Below are 19,766 nucleotides of genomic sequence, written 5' to 3'. Positions count from 1 at the left end.
CCCACCCGGCCACGACGATGGTGGCCACGGCGTTGCCGATGAAATTGGTCAGGGCCCGGCGCTCGAGCGGCGGCGGCGCCGTCCGGGCCCGGGAACGGATCGGCTTCCCGCGCCTTGAGAGATCGAGCGATGAGGTGGAGGTCCTGATGAACCGGCTGGCCCGGGCCGCGACGGCCCTGACGATCGCCGTGGCGGGCTGCGGCTCGCCCGAACCGACGGCTCCGGCCGGCGAAGCCCCGGCCGCGGCCCCGCCCGAAGCCGCCGCGCCCGCCGCCGCCCCCGGCGGGGCCGCGGCCACGCTGCGGACGGCCGATGGGACGGCGGCGGGCCGCGCCACCGCCGTGGCGGCCGGCGACCGGCTGATGATCTCCGTCCAGGCCGAGGGCCTCCCGCCGGGGGACCACGGCGTTCATGTGCATATGACCGGGCGCTGCGACGCCCCGGGCTTCGGGAGCGCCGGCGGCCACTGGAATCCGGCCGACGCCCGGCACGGGCTGGAGAATCCGCAGGGCCCCCACGCCGGCGACATGCCGAACCTGACCGTCGGCCAGGACGGACGCGGAAGCCTTGAATACCGGCTGGCCGGCGGCGACCTGGCCGGCCTGCTCGACGCGGACGGCTCCGCCCTCGTCGTCCACGCCCTGGCCGACGACCAGAGGACCGACCCGGCCGGCGACAGCGGCGACCGCATCGCCTGCGGGGTGTTCGGGCGCGACCAGGGGGCCGCCGGGCCGCGCCTCAGTGCGACACCAGCAACGGGACCGGCGGATCGCGGAGCAGGTCGCGGCTGACGCCGCCCATGACCGTCTCGCGTAGCCGCGAACGGCCGTACAGCCCCATCACCACAAGGTCGGCCTCGAGCGCGCCGACCTGGTCGCGCAGGACCTCCGCCGCCCCCGCATCGGCCTCGCGGACCACCACCACCCGGGCGGTGCAGCCATGCTCCTCGAAATAGCGTTGCAGCCGGCTGTCGGGCCCGTCCACGGGCGCGGGCGTGACGATGACCACATGAACGGCCTCGGCCGCCGACAGCAGCGGCCATGCGTCGCGCACCGCCCGCGCCGCCTCCCGGCCGCCGTTCCAGGCCACGATGATCCGGCGGCCGGGCGCGGACGCCCCGTCCTGCCCGGGCAGGATGAGGGCCGGACCGCCGGCGGCGAGGGCGATGTCGACCGCGTCCGGGCCGACGGTCGGCAGACGGCCGGACGGCAGCACGGTCAGGTCCGTGCGTCTGGCCAGATCGATGAAGCCGGCCCCGCCGTCAGCCGGCAGCACCAGCCAGTCCGAGCGGCATCCGGCCGCCGCGGCCGCCGCCTCGAAGGCCAGGCGCGCCTCCTCGGCCCGGGCGTCCGTGCGGCGCTCGTGATCGGCCATGATTTCCGGCGGCACGGCCGGCGGCAGCGTCGGGGGCAGGCCCCAATAGACCGGCTCGTCCCAGACCGAGACGGGAAGCGGGGGACGAGGAAACGCTCCGGTGAGACGGGCGTCGAACCTGGCCGCCAGCTCGGCCGCGATCCGGTTGCGCCGGACGGCGGCCTCGCTCCCGTCGGCCACGGTGACCATGCTGCTGAGTGGGTTTGGGCGCGTCATGGCGTCCTCCTGTGCGGACTCAGGAAAGGCTCCGCCCGCGCGGCGCGCCTTGATGCGGATCAAGGCCGCCGCGCGAACTTTCACTCCTGCCAAGGTTGCGCGCCGTGAAACGGCGCCCGGCCAGAAACTCAGAAGATCCGCTTCCCGCCTTGATCGACGTCAAGGCGGGCCTTCGCCCAGAGAGTGATCAGTGAATTGAATTCTGTCGAGGAGGCGAGGATGACGACACGTGCCCTGCCGCGATGGTCCAGCGACCTGCGCGTGCACCCCCGGCCCGTCGTCCTGGCGGCGCTGGCCCTCATACTGGCCGGCGCCGTCGTGGTCGCGGCGCCGGAGCCGGCCGGCCCCACGCTCGGCGGGACGTCGGGCTGGCTGCTCTGGTTCGCCGGCATGACCATCCTGTCCGCCTGGCTGCTCTTGCTGCTGGCCGGGCGTCCGCTCAGGGGGTTGTTGATCGCCGGCGCGGTCGCGGCGGCCTCGGGCGCCTTCCTCTTCTACAGCCCCCGGACCGGAACGGCGGCCATCACCATTCTGGCGATCTCGACCCTGGTGATGGACGGCGGCATCCAGCTGGCGCTGGCCCTGGACCTCCGGCCGGCAGGGGCCTGGAGGTGGCTGTTCGCGTCCGCCCTGGCCTCGGCCGTGGCGGTGATCGCTGTTTCCGGCGGAGCCCTGGACGACACGGCGCCCGGGTGGGGGCCTCTGGTGGGGCTGGCCCTGATCAGCAGCGGCCTGGCGCTCGTGATGTTCAGCCGAACAGCCGCGCCGGAGTCCGCCCCTCGGTGATCGAAGTCACAGCCCCTTCGCCGTCTGGTCGCCGGCGCCGGTCGACTCGGAACGGCGCCGCAACGCCGATTTATGCGTGTACGTTCTGCAGCCACTGCGGGCCCGTCATGCGGCCGCCTTGGCCCCCGTCAAGGCCTCCGCCGCCCGGCGGACCCAAGCTTCAAGAGGTCGCCCCCGCGCCAGCCGGGTGCAAGCGGAGGGGCCATGCATCCGGATTCCTCGTTCCAGGGGCTCGAAGCGGCCGAGGCGGCGCGACGGCTGGCGGCGGAAGGTCCGAATCTGCTGTCCTCCGATTCGACCCGCCCCGTGACGACCATCGCCCTTGCGGCCCTGCGGGAACCGATGTTCCTGCTGCTCGCGGCCGCCTCGGGCCTGTATCTGGCCTTGGGAGACCGCGCTGAAGGCCTGCTTCTCGCCGCGGCCGGTCTCGCCACCATCGGCCTGGTGGTGGCCCAGGAGGCGCGGAGCGAGGCCGCGCTGAGGGCGCTTCGGCGCCTCGCGGATCCCACGGTTCAGGTGGTCCGCGACGGCCGGGCGCAGGTGATCCCGGCCCGCGGGGTGGTGCGCGGGGACATCGTTCTCCTGGCCGAGGGGCAACGCGTCCCGGCCGACGGAATCCTGATCGGGCCGGAAGTGCTGCAGATCGACGAGTCGGCCTTGACCGGGGAGTCCGTGCCTGTGATCCGCAGCGGCGCGGCGGGGGCGTCGGCCGTGTCCGGCCGGGTCCTGGCCGGAACCCTCGCGGTCGCGGGTCAGGGAGTCCTGCGGGTCAGCGCGACAGGGCCCAGGACGGCCCTCGGCCGCATCGGGGGCTCGTTGTCGTCGATCGAGCCCGGTCGGACGCCGCTCCAGAATTTCACGGGCCGGATCGTCGCCTGGATCGGGGCCTCGGCGCTGGCCTTCGCGGTCGTCCTCGCCCTCGCCTACGGGGTTCTGAGGGGCCTGTGGATTGAAGGCGCCCTGGCCGGAATCACCATCGCCATCGCCCTGATCCCGGAGGAATTCCCGGTCGTCCTCTCGGTCTTCTTCGCCCTGGGCGCCTGGCGCCTGGCCCGGCGCCGGGTCCTGGTGCGCCGTCCCGCCGCGATCGAGGCGCTCGGCGGCGCCACCCTGCTCTGCGTCGACAAGACCGGCACCCTGACGGAGAACCGCATGACCGTCGCGACGCTCTGGTCCCCGCAGGGGGAAGCATCGCCCGGCGACGGTGATCTGGCTCCCCCGGTGCGGGCCGTGCTCGAGACCGCCGTCCGCGCCAGCAACCCGCAGCCGTCCGATCCCATGGACGTCGCCCTGGCGGCGCTCCAGCCGCCGCCGCGGGATCGACCGGAACGGGTCTGGCCGCTCGCGCCGCAACGGCTCGCGGTCGTGCAGACGTGGCGAACGGGCGATCGCCGCCGCACCGCGACCAAGGGCTCGCCCGAAGCGGTGTTCGCCCTTTGCCGAATGACTCCCTCGGAGACCCGATCCGCGCGCATGGCCCTGGACCGCCTGGCGACGGGCGGGCTGAGGGTCCTGGCCGTCGCCGAGGCCGTCCACTCGGCGCCGGCGGATGAGCCGGAGAGGCTCGCCTTCGTTTTCAAGGGCTTGGTTGGCTTCCTGGACCCCGTGGCAGCCGATGTGCCTGCGGCCCTGGAGACGGCGCGAACAGCGGGCATCAAGGTGGCCATGATCACTGGCGACTATCCGGAGACGGCGCTGAGGATCGCCGCCGACGCCGGCATCGACGTGACGGCCGGGCTGCTGACCGGGGCCGAGATCGGGACCCTGCACGCGGACACCCTGGCGGAGCGGTTACGCACCGTCAGGGTCTTCGCCCGGGTGCGGCCCGGTCAGAAGCTGGCGCTGGTGCGGGCCTTCCAGGCCAACGGCGAAGTCGTCGCCATGACGGGCGACGGCGTCAACGACGCTCCCGCGCTGGAGGCCGCGGACATCGGCGTCGCCATGGGCGGGCGTGGAACCGACGTCGCCCGCGAGGCGGCCGACCTGGTGCTGCTCGACGACCGGTTCGGCTCGATCCTCGGCGCGATCAAGCTCGGCCGCCGCATCTTCACCAACCTGCGCCGGGCGCTGATGTACATCACCGCCATCCATGTGCCGATCGCCGGCCTGGCCCTGCTGCCGATCATCTTGGGCGCGCCGCCCCTTCTGTTTCCGGTTCACATCGTGCTGCTGGAACTGGTCATCGACCCGGTCTGCTCCCTGGTCTTCGAGGCCGAACCGAGCGAGCCGGACGCCATGCGGCGACCCCCGCGACCCCGCCAGGCGGGGCCTTTCGGCCCGCGGGAAGTGGTCACGGGCCTGGCGGCGGGGCTGGTCATACTCGCCGCAATCCTCGCCCTCTATCTGGGCCTCCTGCCCGGCGTCGGGGAGGCCGCCGCGCGCGCCGCCGCCTATGTCGCGCTGGCGGTCGCCAACCTGACCCTGGCCATGGCCGTAGGGGCCTCGGCGGGGATCGGGCTGTTCGACCCGCAGCGCCGCCTGTTCTGGGGCATCGCGGCCGGACTCGGCGCGGTTCTCGCCATGGGCCTGTACCTGCCGGCTGTAGCCAGGGTCTTCCGATTCGAAGCTCCGGCCTTGTCGTTGCTGGCGCTTGCGGTCGGCGCCGGCGTCCTGGCCGGCGGCTTGACGGGCGTGGTTCGGCGCTGGTCAGCCGGTGCCGCCGTCGCGTCGTGGACGCCGCGAGCGACGGCGGCGCGCGGCCTCCGTAGGGCCCCTTAGGGAGAGCCGCCTAGGGAGTGCTCCCGAATAACAACGGGCGGGGGATTCGCCTATTGCGGGTGGACCGAGGCGAGGCTATTCGGGTCGGGTAAGGCAAGGAGAGACCAGCATGACGTCCCTGCTGTCGCAACAGAGCTTCGCCGCCCCTCAGGGGGCCGGGGAATGGGCCGGGGCGGCGCGGCTGTGCTTCCGCCAGGGCGAGGAGATCTACGCCCAGGACGAGACCGCCGACCTGATCTACCGCCTCGTGCGCGGGGCGGTCCGGACCAGCCATCTGCTCGCCGACGGACGGCGCCAGATCGGCGACTTCTACTATGAGAACGACGTGATCGGGGTCGAGACCGGCGCCACGCACCGCTTCTCGGCCGAAGCCCTCGGCGACTGCGAGGTCCTCGCCATCCGCCGGTCCGGTTCCACAGCCTGCGAGACCGGCCGCCTCGAGCGGGTGATCTGGCAGGCCACCACCGCCGAACTGGGGCGCGCCCAGTCGCACATGCTGCTGCTCGGCCGGGCCACGGCGTGCGAAAGGGTCGCCCGCTTCCTGCTCGACATCGCCGCCCGCTTCCGGGGCGAGATCGTCGCCCTGCCGATGAGCCGGCAGGACATGGCCGACTATCTGGGGCTCACCATCGAGACCATCTCGCGCATGCTGGGCCGGCTCCAGGCCGCCGGCCTCGTCGAATTCCTCGGCGCCCGCAGATACCGCATCCGCCGCTTCAGCGCCCTGTCGGACATGGCCGCCGCCTGACCGGCCGCCATGGTCACGCGGCCGGGGGCGACGGTTCCTCGCCGAAGACCGCCGCTCCGCGCCGCCGGTTCACGCGAAGCCCCGGATAACCCAGCGCCACCCGGATCGCCGGCACGAACCCGCCCGCCTTCGCCATATCTCTCACCAGCCGTCCCCACTCATGGAAGGCGATCCGGATCGGATTGTTGCTGCCGACCGGCTCTGTCAGTCCGTAGCGGCAGGGTTCCTCCGGCCGTTCCCGCGCATAGGTGCCGAACAGGCGATCGAACACGATCAGGACCCCGCCGTAGTTCCGGTCCAGATAGCTGGCGTTGGAGGCGTGATGGACGCGGTGCGCCGACGGCGTGTTGAAGATCCATTCCAGCGGTCCCAGGCGCGGCGGCAGTTCGCTGTGGAGAAAGAACTGGAAGCGCAGGTTGAAGGCCAGGACGGCGGCGACGGCGGCCGGGTGCCAGCCGAGCGCCGGCAGGGGCAGGAAGAACAGCCACAGGCCGGAGATGGATCCGGTCCATCCGAGACGGAAGGCGGCCGGCAGGGTCAATTCCTCGGCCGAATGGTGCACGCTGTGGCTGGCCCACAGCCAGCGCACCTCGTGGCTCATGCGGTGCTGCCAGTAGTAGAGGAACTCGGAGAGCAGGAAGAGCAGACCCCACGACCAGACTGCGTCCAGAGGCTGGCGAAGCGGCGTGGCCGACCAGACCGCCATATAGATCGCGCCGATCCCGAGGCCCGCCAGCCCGTTGGTCACGATCTGGCCCCCGGCGACGCCGAGGGTTCCCAACGCGGCCGACCGATCATAGCCGCGGCCCGACCGGATACGCAGCCAGACCTCAAGGGCGGCGAACGCCAGCGCGACGCCGAGGAACAGCAGGGCGCGCTCTTCGCGCATCGTCAGTCGCCCATGCCCATGGAGCGCCCAAAGGCGGCGATCTCTCCGCGCGCGATATAGCCGTCGCGGTCAAGATCGGCGGCGGCGAAGCGCTGGGCGCCCAGGGCGCGGAATTCGCCGATGTCGATCGCCCGGTCGTTGTTGCGGTCGATGCGGCGGAGGGACTGGATCGCCTCGCGGGTCGGGCGCCGGAGAGATCCGCCTCCGGATCGCAGCGCGCGCGCTTCCGACAGCGTCAGCCGGCCGTCGCCGTTGGCGTCGGCGCGGGCGAACAGGGCTTCGCGGGCGGCGCCGAACTCCGCAGGGGACAGGGCCGAGTCATTGTTGAGGTCGGCCCGCTGGAAGGCAGCCTCGACCAGGGACGGCCCGGACTGGGCGGCGGCCGCCGACGCGGTCAGGGCCAGGCCGAGCGCGGCGAGGGTGAAAAGTGTCTTCATGGATTCTCTCTCTTGAAAGGGGCCCCGGTCGCCGGGGGACGACCGGGGCTTTTTCGGGCGGTCAGTAGCGGGGGGCGCGCCGCCGCCCGAAAGGGGTCAGTCGGGACGGGTGCGCACCACCGTCGAGGACGAGGAGGCGCCGCTGTTGGTCGTGACGCCGCGGGTGATCACGGCGCCATTCTCGTCGCGCTCGACATCGACATTGCTCTGATAGCCGTAGCCGTTCGAGGTCTGGACGCCCGAGGATCGGCTGTAACCGTTCTCGTCATAGATCAGGGAGCCCGAACGGGTCTGGGTGTTGCCGGCCGGACCGGTATGGGTCGCGGTGGTGGCGTAGCCGTTGTCGGTGGCCACGGTCGAGCGCGAGCGCGAGCCGGTATAGGTCTGGCCGTCGATCGTCGCCGAGCGGGACGCCGAGGCCGAGCCGCGGCTGCGATAGATGCTGCTGTTGGTGCTGCCGCTGTGGTTGGGGCCGCTGAAGGTGGCCGAGCGCGACCGGGAGCGGGACTGGGCGTCGGCGCTGTCGGCGGTGACGGCGACGCCGGCGAGGGCGAGGACGGCTGCCGCCGCGCCGATGGTCGCGCGGCGGGACAGGCTGTTCGAGGTTCTTTCGGGGGAGGTCATGGGATGTCCTTTCGGTTGGGACCGGCCTGAACCGGACGCCCTCACCATGCACCCGCCGCCCGCCACGGGTTTTTCAGCCCGGCGCCAGTGCGTAACAGCATGTATCCGGCACTGGTCGCCGTTCCCGTCCTGCGCCAATGCTGGCGCATGGCCCAGGGCGCGCTCATCTATCTCGTCGAGGACGATCCGGAGATCCGGAGGCTGGTCTGCGACCTGCTGGCGCGGGAGGATTTCCGCTGCGAGGCGGCTGCCGACGCCGCCGCCTTCTGGACCCTGTTCGAACGTCAGGCGCCGGACCTGGTCATTCTCGACATCATGATGCCGGGCGAGGACGGGCTGTCGATCTGCCGGCGATTGCAGAGCCGAAGCCACGTCCCGGTCCTGATCGCCTCGGCGCGGGGCGAGGCGCTGGATCGCGTGGTGGGGCTGGAAGTGGGCGCCGACGACTATCTCAGCAAGCCCTTCGAGCCGCGGGAACTGGTCGCGCGGGTCCGGGCGCTGTTGCGTCGCCGCGAGCGGACGGGGCCGGGAGAGGCGCCGCGCGTGCTGGCCTTCGCTGGCTGGCGTCTCGATCTGGCGACCCGGGCGCTGACCGATCCGGCCGGCGAACCGGTCGAGCTGACCGCCGGGGAGTTCGACCTTCTGGCGGCCTTTCTCGCCCGGTCCCGGACCATCCTCTCCCGGGACGACCTGATGGACATGCTGAAGGGCCGCGCCGCCGAGGTGTTCGACCGGTCCATCGACATCCAGGTCTCCCGCCTGCGCCGCAAGCTCGGCGACGATCCCCGGGAGCCGCGCCTGATCCGGACGGTCCGGAACGCCGGCTATCTGTTCACCCCCGAGGTGGAGGCGCTCCCGTGACGCGGCGCCCCGGCCTCCCGCTTTCGACCCGCCTGACCCTCGCCGTCGTGATCATCCTGGCCCTGGTCCAGGTCCTGGGCCTGGTCGGTGTGATGAATCTCCAGCGCGAGAACAGCGGCGGCTGGCGGTTGCCGTTGCCCTCCCGTGTCGCCGCGGCGGCCGATCTTCTCGACCGCACTCCGGCCCGCGACCGCGATCTGCTGCTGATCGCCATGAACGGCGACCAGACCCGGTTCTTCCTGAGTTCCAGCGCCCCCTCCGGGTATGCGGAACGACGGGGCGTCCGACCGGCCATCTATTCCGCCTATGGCGCCGCGCTCCAGGGACGCACGGTCCAGCTCCTCGTTCCCGAAAACGGACAGGACCGCTGGCGACCGCCCGGGGATCCACGCGCGCCCGCCTTCGCCTTTTCGGTTCAACTGGCCGACGGGCAACGGCTGATCGTGGCGCCGGGATCGCAACAGCGACAGCGTGGCCGGATCGCGGTCCTGCTGGCCCTGAATTTCATCGTGGGTCTGATCGCCGCCCTTCTGGTCTGGCGCACCATACGCCGGGCGACCCGGCCGCTGCAGATCATCGCCGACGCGGCGGACGGCTTCGCCGCGGACCTGAACGCCCCGCCGATGAATGAGACCGGCCCCGACGAGGCCCGGCAGGTGGCGCTGGCCTTCAACCGGATGCGCGCCGAAATCCGCCGGCTGATGGCCGAACGGATGCGGATGCTGGCCGCCGCCGCCCACGACGTGAAGACCCTTCTCACCCGCCTGAGGCTGCGCGTCGCCCTGATCGCCGATGACGAGCAGCGGGCCCGCGCCGATCACGACATCGCCCTGATGGCGACGCTGGTGGACGATGTGCTGCTGGCGGCCAAGGGCGAGGAAAGACCGGCCGCCGTCGGCTCGATGGATATTGCGCCCTTCCTCACGGACATGGCGCGGGAACGGCGCACCCTCGGACAGGCGGTGACGCTTGGCGCCATGCCGGACTCCGCCTTGGTGCTGGCTGATCCCGCCGGCTTGCGGAGAGCTCTCGAGAATCTCCTCGAGAATGCGCTGTTGTATGGCGGAGGCGCGGATCTGGAGCTGCATGACGCCGGAACCGCCTGGTCCATCGCGATCGTCGACCATGGGCCGGGCCTCGAGGACGCCTTTGAGCGAGACGCCTTTGAACCTTTCGCCCGGGGCGAGGCGTCGCGAAGCCGGGAAACCGGCGGCGCCGGCCTCGGCCTGTCGATCGCCCGTTCGCTGGTCCGGCAGATGGGCGGAGAGATTTCGCTGGAGAAGACGCCGGGCGGAGGATTGACAGTGATCGTCACGCTGCCGATGGCGCCTGATCCGGGACCCTGACGGTGAGACGATTTTCCCGGAAGCCGGAAAAACCGTCGGCGGCCGGACGGCCGGTTGACATCGGTCAAGGCGGTCCCCGCCGCTTCAGGCGAGATGGAGGCGAACCGGAGAACTCGCATGAACCGTCTGTCGGGAAAGGTCGCCGTGATCACCGGGGCCGCCGTGGGTCTCGGCCGGGCGACGGCCATCCGCATGGCCGAGGAGGGCGCGTCCGTCGCCGTTCTCGACATTCGCGACGCCGAGGGCCGCGCATTGGTCGCCGAACTGGAGACGCGGGGGCTGCCCGCCGCCTACTGGCGCTGCGACGTGGCCAGCGAGAGCGAGGTGCAATCAGTCATGCGCGAGGCCGCGCTGCATTTCGGCCGCATAGACATCCTCGTGAACAACGCCGGCGTGGCCGGAGTCGACAAGCCCACCCATGAGATCAGCGAGGCCGAGTGGGACTGGGTCCAGGCGATCAACGTCAAGGGCGTCTTCTTCTGCACCAAGCACGTCATCGCGCCGATGAGGCTCGCCGGGGGCGGCGCGATCATCAACCTGTCGTCGATCTATGGCCTGGTGGGGGGCGCCGACGTCCCGCCCTATCATGCGTCCAAGGGCGCCGTGCGGCTGATGACCAAGACCGACGCCCTGATTTATGCGCCGGACAGAATTCGCGTGAACTCGATCCACCCGGGCTTCATCTGGACGCCGATGGTGGAGAGCCACCTGTCGGCGCGAGGCGACCCGGAGGCGGGCCGCAAGGCGGTCGATGCGCTGCATCCGCTCGGCCATGTCGGCGAGCCGGACGATATCGCGTGGGGAGCCGTCTATCTGGCGTCCGACGAGGCGAAATTCGTCACCGGCGCCGAACTCGTCATCGACGGCGGCTACACGGCCCGCTGAGTCCCGTCGCGCGACGGACGTCCGCGATCCGGAGGGGCCGGGAGAGGTTCTCTTGATCTGTCTCAAGGCGCGGCGGCCCGGTCCGATCCAGGGTCGCCGATCGAGGGAGAAGGCGATGACCTCCAGCCGCTTCAGCCACCGGCACGCCGACGCCGCGGACGTGGTCCGGGCGGCCCACCATCAGATCGGCAACAGCCTCCAGTCGGTCGCCAGCCTGCTGAGGCTCGAGAGCCGCGCCGCGCCGCCCGGGGCCGCGGCCATCCTCAGCGAAGCCGGCCGGCGGGTCCGGGCCGTCATGCACCTGCACCAGCGCCTGCAGCAAGGCGGGGGCGACGCGGTCAGGCTGGACGAGCTGCTGGGCGACATCTGCCGCGACGTGGCCGAACTGGATCCGCTCGACCGCGTGGCCGCCATGCGGGTCGACATCGAGCCGCTCTACGCCGACGCCAGAACCGCCTCGGCCCTGGCGATGATCGCCGCCGAATGGGTCGGCAACGCCCTCGAACACGGGCTCGCCGAACAGCCGGGGCTTGTCGAGGTGACGCTGGAGCGCACCGACGCCGGCGCCCGGCTCACGGTCACGGACACCGGGGTGGGGGCGTCGCGGGGCGACTGGACAACCGGCTTCGGCCTGTCGTTGGTGTCCCGCCTCGCCGGCCAGCTCGGCGCGGACCTGCACCGCTCGGTCGGGGCGACGGGATCGCGTTTCGAGCTGACCTTCCCCGGCGTCTGGAGCGCCTCGCCGCCTCCGCCTTCGCCGCCGGCCGCGCGGCGGCCGCCGAGCCGCCCGTCGCGGACCTGACAGCCGCGACGGCCCCGCCTCGACGGGACGCGCGCACGGACCGGCTGGCCACGGGCCAAGGTCAATGGGCCAGCAGCAGCGCGGGGCCGTCCTTGCGGCCGAGAAAGCTTCGCGTCGCCCCGCCGAAGACGGTCTCGCGCAGACGCGAATGACCCCAGGCGCCGGCCACCAGCAGGCCCGCCCGCCCGGCTTCCGCCGCCGCGACCAGCGCCGCGCCCTCGTCCGGCCCCTCGACCAGCGTCGCCACCCCGGCGCCGACGCCGTGGAGCCTGAGGTAGGCGTTGAGCAGGTCGATGTCAGGATCGGCCGCCTGTCGATCGAGGGAGGTCACGCACTGGAGCACATGGACGGCGCTGGCCATCGCCAGCAGGGGCAGGGCCGCGCGCACGGCCCGCCCGGCCTGCGGGCTGCCGTCCCAGGCGACGGCGGCCGGACCGGCCAGCCGATCGGGGTCGCCGCGAGCGACCAGCACGGGCGCGCGGTCGGCCAGCAAGGCCTGGCCCAGCAGATCCTTGCCCGGCCCGGTCAGCACGTCTTCCTGGGCGACCACGACCAGGTCGGCGAGGGCCGCATGGCGGGTCAGGGTGAGCGCCGGCCGGAGCCCCCGGGTGTGGACCGACAACCGGGGCGCGCCCTCCCCGGCCCCGAACACCACGTCCGCCCCCTTCGCGGCGCGCCGGCCGGCGGTTTCGATGCGATCCTGCAGTTCGCGTTCGGCGGCCGCCAGGGCCTCGACCGCGTCCCGGGACAGGGCGGCGCCGAGGGTCATGCCCAGGGCGATCATGTCGGCGACCGAGTCGGGGTAGACCGGAATGACCTCCACGACGCTATCGTGCTGGCCCGCCAGCCAGGCGGCGAAGGCCAGGGCCGACGGGTCGCCCGCGCCGCCGGAGGCCAGGGTGAGGATGCGTTTCAGGCTCATGGCGATTCTCCGTGAAACCCACCTTCGACCGCGTGCGCCGCGGACGCCTTGACCGGAGTCAAGGCGCGTCAGAACAGCCGGGAGACGTCGCCCTCCGGGTCCGGTCCGACCGAGAAGGTCTCGGCGTCGCTGCGTCCGCCGGTCACGCCGACGGCGGAGATGATGGCCGGCGCGAAATGCAGCACCGCGACCGAGCTGCCCGAGGGCGAATAGACGTGGACGTCCGGGTAGCGCTCGACGACCCGGCGGTTGAGCTGTTCGACCGCCTCCGGCTCGATCACCTCGACGACCCGGCCGGCCATGGACAGGCCGACGCCGCCGCCGCTCGGGGCCTGCGAACGGATGGCCGCCGAGGCGCGCGGATCGGCCTGGAGGTTGGCGAATTTCTGGCTGTCGCGGGCGACGATGAAATAGAGGTTCAGGCCTTCGTTCAGATAGCCGACCGTGGTCGCCTGCGGCCAGCCGTCCGGCCGGTTGCAGGCCAGGGTCATCAGCCGCTCGCGCTCGAGCAGGTCGACGATGGCGGCGACCGCGCGGCCGTGAATGGGGGTCGGGACCGCGGCGCTCATGGCCCGGCCTTCACGGTCTCGAGATAGGCGATCAGGTCGTCGATCTCGCCGGCCCGGAACACGAAGGCCGGCATGGCCGGGTGGCCGGTCACCAGACCCTCGGCGAAGGCCTCCTCGAGGTGGTCGAGGGGATAGCGGTGGACGATCTCGCGGAACGGCGTGGCCTCGGCCATCGGGCTGGGTCCCGCGCCCGCCACCGCGTGGCAGCGGGCGCAGACCCCGGCCGCGAGCTGCTGGCCCCGGGCGGCGGCCTGGGCCGTGGCCCCGCCCAAGGCGGTCGGGGGGGCGGTCAGGGCGGTCGGGGCGGCCGGGGACGCGGGCGGCGACCGTTCGCCGGCGCAGGCGGCGGCGGCGAAGACGAGGACGACGGCGGCGGCGAGGCGGGGCAGGTTCATGATGCGTCTCCGGCCCCACCCTATCATGACGCCTCTCCGGGTCCCACCCTGGCCCGGGTCCGGATCGGCGGCGTTGATCCTGATCAAGGCGGCCGCCGTCCCCACGGGTTCTGGTGACGCCATGACCGCGCCGGGCCGCCCCGCCGCCGGTCGCCCCCGCCCCAGGAAGGACCCGATGCCCCCCAGTGCCCGTCACATCCGTCTCGAACTGGCCCGCGAGCCGGGTCACCCCCACGGCGACGCCCGCGCCGGCTACGACATCGTCGCCTTCCTCGACGACGACGGCCGGCTTGATCTCGAGGCCTGCCGCGACCAGGCGGCCCGTTGCCGGGTGCGGCGCTTCGACCGCGACGTCACCGTCGCCACCGGCCGCCTGCGGCACACCACCGGCGACCGCTGGCTGCTGGATTTCCCGGGCGGCGAGCGCGAGGACGCCACCGGCTTCCGGCTGGGCGAGGAGCGTTTCGTCCCCGGAGAATATGTGTCGATCATCGACGGCGACGGGACCGTCCACACCTATGCCGTCGAACGGGTGACCGAGGTCTGAGGCCGGCGCGGCGCCCTCTCGCAGGTCCCGCCCGCCGTCATACGGGCCGGCCTGAGCGGACCGGGTCGCATGCTGCTGCTCGGCGTGATCACCCCGCTTCCCGAGATCGCCACCAGCGGGCCCGCCCCCTCCCCCGCTTCAGGCCGGATCGACCAGACCCGTGCGGACCGCGGGCAGACGGCGGTCAATCGCATTCGGTCACCAGCCCCAGGCGTCCATCATCACCCGGAACAGGTAGGTGTTGGGGAAATACCCTCGGACGCGCTCGGCGCCGACCCCGATCGCCAGAACCGGAACCTCCTCGGCCGTGTGCGTGCGGTTGACCAGCACGTTCTCGAGGCGAACGAGGTCGGCCTCGTCGCCCGAGGCCTTCCAGGCATCGTAGCCTTCGAGCAGAGGTTCGCCGCGACGGCCGCCGTCGACCTGCAGGCCGAAGGCGTGGTCCGCGGTGAACACCAGCAGGGTGTCGTCTAGATCGACCCGGCTCTGCACCTGGGCGATCAGCCTGTCGAAATCGACCACATTCTGCAGACCCGCACGCGGATCGTCGGTGTGGGCGTCCCATTCGACCATGAGGAAATAGCCGCGGGGCGATTGTTGCAGGATGTCCAGGGCGCGGAGCGTGGCGGCGTGAACGTCCATCGCGTCGCTGACCACCACCGGCCGCATGTTCTCGGCCGGCGCGTCCCCGAGCGTCGCATAGATCGGTCGGGCGCGGGTCTGGCCGAGCGCGTCGAAGCCCGTGCCCAGGGCGTTCAGCTGATCGCCGACTGCCTGACGGCCCGCGCCGAACATCACATCGACGCCGTCGCCGAACCGCGGGGTGAAGACCTGGGCGAAGATCCGGCCCCAGTCTCCCCGATCGTTCGAATGGGCGTAGCTGGCCGCCGGCGTGGCGTCGGCGATGGACTGGGTCGTGATGACGCCGGTCCACAGGCCTTGCTCCTCCGCATACTCCAGCAGGGTCTTGGCCGGCGCCCCGTCGCTCTGCCCCCTCACCGCGTCAGGGCCCTGGCTGATGACGCCGTTGCGGGTCTTCACGCCGGTCACGATCGACGACATGCCGTTCGCCGAATCCGAGACGAACTCATCGACGGGCGAAGTCTCGCTCAGTCCCAGATACGGCCATTGCTGAACATGCAGGCGCAGGGGCTCGCCATAGCCCAGAAGGCTGGCCGCCGAGATCGTCGACACACCGCCCGCATCGGCGAGGAAGAGAATGACGTTCCTGGCCCTGGCCGGATGCGTCGCCTCCGAAGCGGGCGCCGGATTGTCCTGGGCCAGCACGGGCGCGGCGGTCAGGGCAAGCAGGGCGGCGACGGCCAGGAAGGTCGGATAGCGGACGCGTTTCATGGTGTGCGGCTCCAGGCCTGAAGGGTGTCGGGCGCCGACCACGACCTTGCGCCGGGGCGAGGTCGCGTCGTCGATGTGCGGACTACATCCCGAGCGTGACAGTTTGGGCGGCCGCCCCGCGCCGGCCGTCTGGTGATCGGATCACGTCTCGGCTCCGTCGTCCGCGACCAGATGCTGCAGCACGCGCTTTTCGAGCACCAGCAGGGCGCCGGCGTGGTTCGTGCGCATGACGAGACCGTCGGCGAGCGGTCTGGCCGCCTGATGGGCGGCGGCGACCAGGCGTTCGAACTCCGGGCGGGCGCGACCGCTGACGCCGTGAAGGGCGCACAGCTGGCGCCAGTCCTGGACGAAGCTCTCCAGCAGCAGGCCGAACCGCACGGCCCTGGCCCTGGCGTCGGGGCTTTCAGCGGTGATGGTCAGTTCGGCGCGGAGGTCGTCGACCAACAGCTGCACCTCGGCGGCGGGCATGATCGGTGAGTGATGGTCGCTCTCGGTGAGCAGGCGCGGGGTGATGTCCGGGTTCCAGGGCATGGTCCGCCATTGCGCGCGCGGCGGGGTCGGGCCGCAGGCGAAACGCCAGAAGGCGGCCGTGCCGGTGGTGTCCGCGACCAGGTGAATGCGATCTGCCTCTGCCCTGTTCTCAACATGGTGCCTGCGCCAGTTGTCGAAGATCCAGGCTTCCCCGGCGGCCATGTGCACGGTCTCGCCGTCGCAGTGGAAGCTCACCTGCGGTCGCGTCGTGATCGGTATGTGGAGGCGCACGCGGGTGTGCCAGTGGTAGTTGATGTCGGCGTGCTCGGGCACGACCGCACCGGGCGCCAGGCGCATCAGGCGCGAGCGGCTCCACACCACGCCGAAGCCCGCCAGCACCTGACGCGCGTAAGGCATGGCCGCGAGCCAGGGCGTCGGGAGCATCTGGCCGTGAACGGAATCCGTCTCGGCCCCGCCGGCGCTGATCAGGCGCGCCGCGCTGTTGCCCGGCACTCTGTCGGGGTGCGGGACCCAGGCCTCGGGCGGCAGGGCCGCGACCTCGGCCTGGAGCCGCTCGACCTCGAACAGCACGGGGAGCTGGAAGAAGGGTTTGGCGAGACGCATCGATCAGCCCCTGTAGCCGGTCGCGGCATCGCCCAGCGCATCCCGAAGCGGCGCCAGCCACGGCGTGTAGTTCCGCCATTGGTCGAGCCCCTCCCGGCCGATGGGCCGGCGCACCTGTTCGGAGCTGGGCGTGCGGATGCTGCGCCGGGTCTCGTGGAAGTTCAGGCAGGCCGGTTCGAACGGCAGGCCGCAATGCGCCAGCATGCGCCGCACGCCGCCTTCCAGGTCATCGACCACGTCCTCGTACTGCACCCTCAGCACGCGTCCCGGCAGCGCCTCGTCCCAGTGCCGCATCAGGTCGAGGTAGGTCCGATAGTAGCGGGCGATGTCTTCCGCGCCGTAGGTGAAGGCCTGGTTGGTCGTGCCGAACAGCTGTTTGAGGTTGCTGAAGCCGCAGGCCATCGGCTCGCGCCGCACGTCGATGATGATGGATCGGGGCAGGATCAGATGGATCAGGCCGATGTGCCAGAAGTTGTTCGGCATCTTGTCGATGAAGAACGGCCTGCCCAGCCGGCGATGGACGGCCGTGTCGGCAAGGAAACGTTCGCCCAGCGCGCGGGCCTGCTTGTCCGCGAGACGCGCCAGGGCTTCGGGACGCAGCGGCAGGCCGCAATCGGGATCGCGACCGCACAGTTCGCCGGCGTATCGGTCGATCTCGGTCAGTTCCTGGGCGCCCTCGACCCGCGAATGCGAGGCCAAAATCTGTTCGATCAATGTCGAGCCCGAGCGCGGCAGGCCGACGATGAAGATCGGCGCCGCGTCGGCGACGCCCCAGCCGGCCCGCGCGGCGAAGAACTCGGCCGTGAACACCGGCTTCAGCCGCAGGGCGCAGGCCTCCGCGACCTCGGAGCGCCAGCGGCCGGCGGCGCGGCGCGGCGCAGGGCGTTGCCGCGCTCATAGTACCGCCACGAGGCGGCATGGTCGTTCTCGTCTTCCAGCGCCTTGCCAAGGGCGAAGCACAGATAGACCCGATCCATGTCCTGCAGGTCGTGGCGCGCCTCCGCGGCGCGCATGCGGGCGATGTCGTCGTCGGTGAAGCGATGGGTCTTGAGGTTGGCCAGACTGAACCAGGCGACGCCATTGTCGGGCCGCGCCGCAAGGGAGGCGCGATAGTCGGTGATGGCTTCCGATTGTCGGCCAACGACCTTGAGGGCGTTCGCCCGCCACAGACGCAGGTCGGCGACCTCGGCGCCCGACGCGGGTCGGTCGGCCAGCAGCCTTTCGTACAGGTCGATGACCGGCTCATGGTCGCCCAGGGCGACGCAGGCCGCCCCGTACAGTTTGCGGTAGTCGCGATTGTCAGGGTCGTGGCCGAGCAGGTGTTCGGCCTCTCGCCGCGCCAGGAGGGGCCGCTGCCGGGTGAGGAGCAGCATGGCGTAGTCGAGCCGCGCGGCGTGATAGTCCGGCGCGCGTTCGAGCGCCGCTTCCAGCAGCGACGCGGCCTCCTCCGGCGCCTCTTGCGCCTGGCGGATGCGCGCCAACAGCCGCAGGGCGCCCACATTGTCGCCGGCCCGGCGCAGATAGTCCCGAAGAATGGCTTCGGCCGGCTCAAGGTCGCCGTCGGCCAACAGGCTGTCGGCCGCGACCACCTCTGGAGGCAATTGTCTCAGGACGGCCAGGCGCTCCGCCGCGAAGGCCGCCTGCGCGGTCTCGCCGCGCAGGCGATGGAGCTGCTCCAGCATGTCCCAGCTGGCCGGCAGCGTGGGATTGAGGCGCACCGCCTCGCGCAAGGCCTCCACCGCCGCCGCCGCATTCCGCTGGAGCACATGGCAGTGGCCACGCTCGTGATGCAGGCGGCTGAACCGCGGGTGCCGTTGCTCCAGGCGCGCGAGGACGGCCAGGGCTTCCGGGATGCAGTGTTCGGCGCGCAGGTCACGGGCGCGTTGCAGCAAGGCGTCGCGACCGCCGACGTCAACCGGAGCGTTCACCGCGCGGCGCCCGTCAGCAGGAAGGGCGCCAGCCAGGCCGGGTCGGGCTGGTCGGCGTCGTAATATTCGAAGATCAGGTGGATGCGGTCGGTGTCGCCATGGTTACGCACCCAGTGCGGGCCCAGGTTGTTGACCTCGACCGCCTCGCCTGGCGGGAAATGATGCTCCGCGCCCCCGAAGAAGGACACCACGCCGGGGTTGGTCGACAGCGGCACGTGGATCTTGTGCGGCCACTTCGCCGCTGGATTGGCGTCGATGTGCGGATGGATCACGCCGCCCGGCCGCATCCTGGCGAACATCACCCGGGGGAACACGCCGCGTGCGTAGTCGTAACCAACCACGGCCTGGGCCATCACCGGCTCCAGCAGGGCGCGCCATTCCGGCCAGGCCGGGCGGTCGTGCGATGCGCGCCAGTCACGGCCGCTGTCTATGAAACGCAAGACGATGTGGCGCGTGGCGTCCAGCACGTCGAGCTTGTTGGGTTTGCCGGCGTTTTCAGCGTCCCAGACGGCCTCCGGGATCGCCCGCACGGCCGCTTGCAAGGCGCCGATATCGACTGGCCCCAGGGCGCGGACGCGGGTGGTCTTGCGCGGATTGGGGGTCAGCTCGACGTCGCTCATCGCGAGCCTTCGAAGCTGTAGCCGAACAGGATCAGATCCTGAGCGTAGCGCGCGGCGACGGCATCGACCAGGGCCGGGTCGTAGTAGCGGCGATAATCGCCGCGCCTGGTGCCGTTGACCCGGTCCAGCGGCCGGGAGGGAATGCCGATGCGCGCGCAGATCGCGTCGTACGAGCCCTGCATGTCCTCGACGCGGCCCACGACATCCGTCAGCAGCGTCTCGCCATCCCCGTCCACCAGAAGGGACGCCTGCGGCTGGAACAGGATGTGCTGCTCGGGCGGCTGCTCAAACAGGAAGTTGCGCATCACCTCGCGCGGCTGGCGCTCGAACATGTCGCCGCCACGCAGCATGAAGGCGCAGTACGAGACGAAGCGGTCGAACGGATTGCGCACGAACGCGAACTTGAAATAGCCGCCGAAGGCCGCCTCGCCGAGGTGCGGGCGCACCTGCCTCAGTGACAGGTGGCCGTGCCGGATGGCGGCCAGGTCCTGCCACGGGAAACGCTTGTCGACGAACAGACCCACCTGTTCGACGTCCTCGTCCCCGAGTTGCTCGCGCAGGGCCTGTCGCACGGCGTGGGTGCCGGTCTTGGGCACGGCGGCGAAGATGAACTGGTGGCGGTGGGAAACGATCATGGCTCTGAATACGGGA

The 19,766-nt window shown here is 71.5% G+C and carries 22 protein-coding genes; 9 read left to right on the top strand and 13 right to left on the bottom strand.

The genetic code is table 11. The features are described from left to right. Positions 1 to 38 precede the first annotated feature (38 nt). Positions 39 to 791, top strand: coding sequence for a superoxide dismutase family protein (locus tag Q0588_RS07780; RefSeq protein WP_298745315.1), 753 nt, complete (start codon positions 39 to 41; stop codon positions 789 to 791). Here the strand turns inward: Q0588_RS07780 and Q0588_RS07775 are convergent. Beyond that, positions 739 to 1,590, bottom strand: a complete 852-nt coding sequence (locus tag Q0588_RS07775) for a universal stress protein (protein WP_298745314.1) — start codon at positions 1,588 to 1,590, stop codon at positions 739 to 741. The two genes, Q0588_RS07780 and Q0588_RS07775, sit on opposite strands and share 53 nt — an antisense overlap. 219 nt (positions 1,591 to 1,809) lie before the next feature. On the opposite strand from Q0588_RS07775, the gene Q0588_RS07770 reads away from it, so the two are divergent. From Q0588_RS07770 to Q0588_RS07760, 3 genes are all read left to right on the top strand, one after another. Beyond that, a complete protein-coding gene (locus tag Q0588_RS07770) occupies positions 1,810 to 2,376 on the top strand; it encodes a hypothetical protein (RefSeq protein WP_298745312.1) in 567 nt (188 codons plus the stop codon). 204 nt (positions 2,377 to 2,580) lie between these two features. After that, positions 2,581 to 5,094 carry a cation-translocating P-type ATPase gene (locus Q0588_RS07765; protein WP_298745309.1) on the top strand — a complete coding sequence of 838 codons (2,514 nt, stop codon included), beginning with the start codon at positions 2,581 to 2,583 and terminating at the stop codon, positions 5,092 to 5,094. 109 nt (positions 5,095 to 5,203) lie between these two features. Beyond that, entirely contained in the window at positions 5,204 to 5,842 is a 639-nt protein-coding gene (locus tag Q0588_RS07760; protein ID WP_298745307.1) for a helix-turn-helix domain-containing protein, read from the top strand. A gap of 13 nt (positions 5,843 to 5,855) precedes the next feature. Here the strand turns inward: Q0588_RS07760 and Q0588_RS07755 are convergent, their stop codons facing one another. From Q0588_RS07755 to Q0588_RS07745, 3 genes are all read right to left on the bottom strand, one after another. Continuing rightward, complete coding sequence (locus tag Q0588_RS07755) at positions 5,856 to 6,731, bottom strand: sterol desaturase family protein (RefSeq protein WP_298745304.1); 876 nt, start codon at positions 6,729 to 6,731, stop codon at positions 5,856 to 5,858. A 2-nt stretch (positions 6,732 to 6,733) separates the two neighbouring features. Continuing rightward, positions 6,734 to 7,168, bottom strand: a complete 435-nt coding sequence (locus Q0588_RS07750) for a calcium-binding protein (RefSeq protein ID WP_298745302.1) — start codon at positions 7,166 to 7,168, stop codon at positions 6,734 to 6,736. Positions 7,169 to 7,264: 96 nt separating this feature from the next. Beyond that, entirely contained in the window at positions 7,265 to 7,792 is a 528-nt protein-coding gene (locus tag Q0588_RS07745) for a hypothetical protein (protein WP_298745300.1), read from the bottom strand. A 99-nt stretch (positions 7,793 to 7,891) separates the two neighbouring features. Here Q0588_RS07745 and Q0588_RS07740 point away from each other — a divergent pair, with 99 nt between their 5' ends. The 4 genes from Q0588_RS07740 (at position 7,892) to Q0588_RS07725 (ending at position 11,686) form a co-directional block, all read left to right on the top strand. Continuing rightward, a complete protein-coding gene (locus Q0588_RS07740) occupies positions 7,892 to 8,653 on the top strand; it encodes a response regulator (RefSeq protein WP_366872746.1) in 762 nt (253 codons plus the stop codon). Beyond that, entirely contained in the window at positions 8,650 to 9,999 is a 1,350-nt protein-coding gene (locus Q0588_RS07735) for a HAMP domain-containing sensor histidine kinase (protein ID WP_298745299.1), read from the top strand. Before Q0588_RS07740 ends, Q0588_RS07735 begins: the two co-directional genes overlap by 4 nt. A gap of 117 nt (positions 10,000 to 10,116) precedes the next feature. Then, the gene (locus Q0588_RS07730) at positions 10,117 to 10,884 is read left to right on the top strand and encodes a glucose 1-dehydrogenase (protein ID WP_298745297.1); all 768 of its coding nucleotides are present in this window, start codon (positions 10,117 to 10,119) and stop codon (positions 10,882 to 10,884) included. A 115-nt stretch (positions 10,885 to 10,999) separates the two neighbouring features. After that, complete coding sequence (locus tag Q0588_RS07725; protein ID WP_298745294.1) at positions 11,000 to 11,686, top strand: sensor histidine kinase; 687 nt, start codon at positions 11,000 to 11,002, stop codon at positions 11,684 to 11,686. A gap of 61 nt (positions 11,687 to 11,747) precedes the next feature. Here the strand turns inward: Q0588_RS07725 and Q0588_RS07720 are convergent, their stop codons facing one another. The 3 genes from Q0588_RS07720 to Q0588_RS07710 all read right to left on the bottom strand — a co-directional run bounded on the left by Q0588_RS07720 (position 11,748) and on the right by Q0588_RS07710 (position 13,572). Then, entirely contained in the window at positions 11,748 to 12,608 is an 861-nt protein-coding gene (locus Q0588_RS07720) for a universal stress protein (protein ID WP_298745291.1), read from the bottom strand. Positions 12,609 to 12,676: 68 nt separating this feature from the next. Continuing rightward, positions 12,677 to 13,177 carry a pyridoxamine 5'-phosphate oxidase family protein gene (locus tag Q0588_RS07715; protein WP_298745288.1) on the bottom strand — a complete coding sequence of 167 codons (501 nt, stop codon included), beginning with the start codon at positions 13,175 to 13,177 and terminating at the stop codon, positions 12,677 to 12,679. Beyond that, on the bottom strand, positions 13,174 to 13,572 hold the full coding sequence (locus Q0588_RS07710; protein WP_298745286.1) for a cytochrome c: 399 nt from the start codon (positions 13,570 to 13,572) through the stop codon (positions 13,174 to 13,176). The genes Q0588_RS07715 and Q0588_RS07710 overlap by 4 nt, the downstream gene beginning before the upstream one ends. 175 nt (positions 13,573 to 13,747) lie before the next feature. On the opposite strand from Q0588_RS07710, the gene Q0588_RS07705 reads away from it, so the two are divergent. Then, positions 13,748 to 14,119 (top strand): hypothetical protein, encoded by a 372-nt coding sequence (locus tag Q0588_RS07705; RefSeq protein WP_298745283.1) that lies wholly within the window; start codon positions 13,748 to 13,750, stop codon positions 14,117 to 14,119. A gap of 198 nt (positions 14,120 to 14,317) precedes the next feature. Here Q0588_RS07705 and Q0588_RS07700 read toward each other — a convergent pair whose 3' ends face one another. From Q0588_RS07700 to Q0588_RS07680, 6 genes are all read right to left on the bottom strand, one after another. Next, entirely contained in the window at positions 14,318 to 15,472 is a 1,155-nt protein-coding gene (locus Q0588_RS07700) for an alkaline phosphatase (protein WP_298745281.1), read from the bottom strand. 141 nt (positions 15,473 to 15,613) lie between these two features. Next, complete coding sequence (locus Q0588_RS07695; protein ID WP_298745279.1) at positions 15,614 to 16,567, bottom strand: aspartyl/asparaginyl beta-hydroxylase domain-containing protein; 954 nt, start codon at positions 16,565 to 16,567, stop codon at positions 15,614 to 15,616. A gap of 3 nt (positions 16,568 to 16,570) precedes the next feature. Then, positions 16,571 to 17,377: a sulfotransferase gene (locus Q0588_RS16020; RefSeq protein WP_366872742.1), complete on the bottom strand. Its 807-nt coding sequence runs from the start codon at positions 17,375 to 17,377 to the stop codon at positions 16,571 to 16,573. Positions 17,378 to 17,382: 5 nt separating this feature from the next. Then, entirely contained in the window at positions 17,383 to 18,495 is a 1,113-nt protein-coding gene (locus Q0588_RS16015) for a tetratricopeptide repeat protein (RefSeq protein WP_366872741.1), read from the bottom strand. Further along, positions 18,492 to 19,115 (bottom strand): aspartyl/asparaginyl beta-hydroxylase domain-containing protein, encoded by a 624-nt coding sequence (locus Q0588_RS07685; protein WP_298745277.1) that lies wholly within the window; start codon positions 19,113 to 19,115, stop codon positions 18,492 to 18,494. The genes Q0588_RS16015 and Q0588_RS07685 overlap by 4 nt, the downstream gene beginning before the upstream one ends. Then, a complete protein-coding gene (locus Q0588_RS07680) occupies positions 19,112 to 19,750 on the bottom strand; it encodes a sulfotransferase family 2 domain-containing protein (RefSeq protein ID WP_298745275.1) in 639 nt (212 codons plus the stop codon). Before Q0588_RS07680 ends, Q0588_RS07685 begins: the two co-directional genes overlap by 4 nt. Positions 19,751 to 19,766: the final 16 nt, after the last annotated feature.

Origin of the sequence: uncultured Brevundimonas sp., assembly GCF_937870815.1 — a bacterium.
Taxonomy (GTDB): domain Bacteria; phylum Pseudomonadota; class Alphaproteobacteria; order Caulobacterales; family Caulobacteraceae; genus Brevundimonas.
This window is presented reverse-complemented; position numbering and strand designations above follow the sequence as displayed.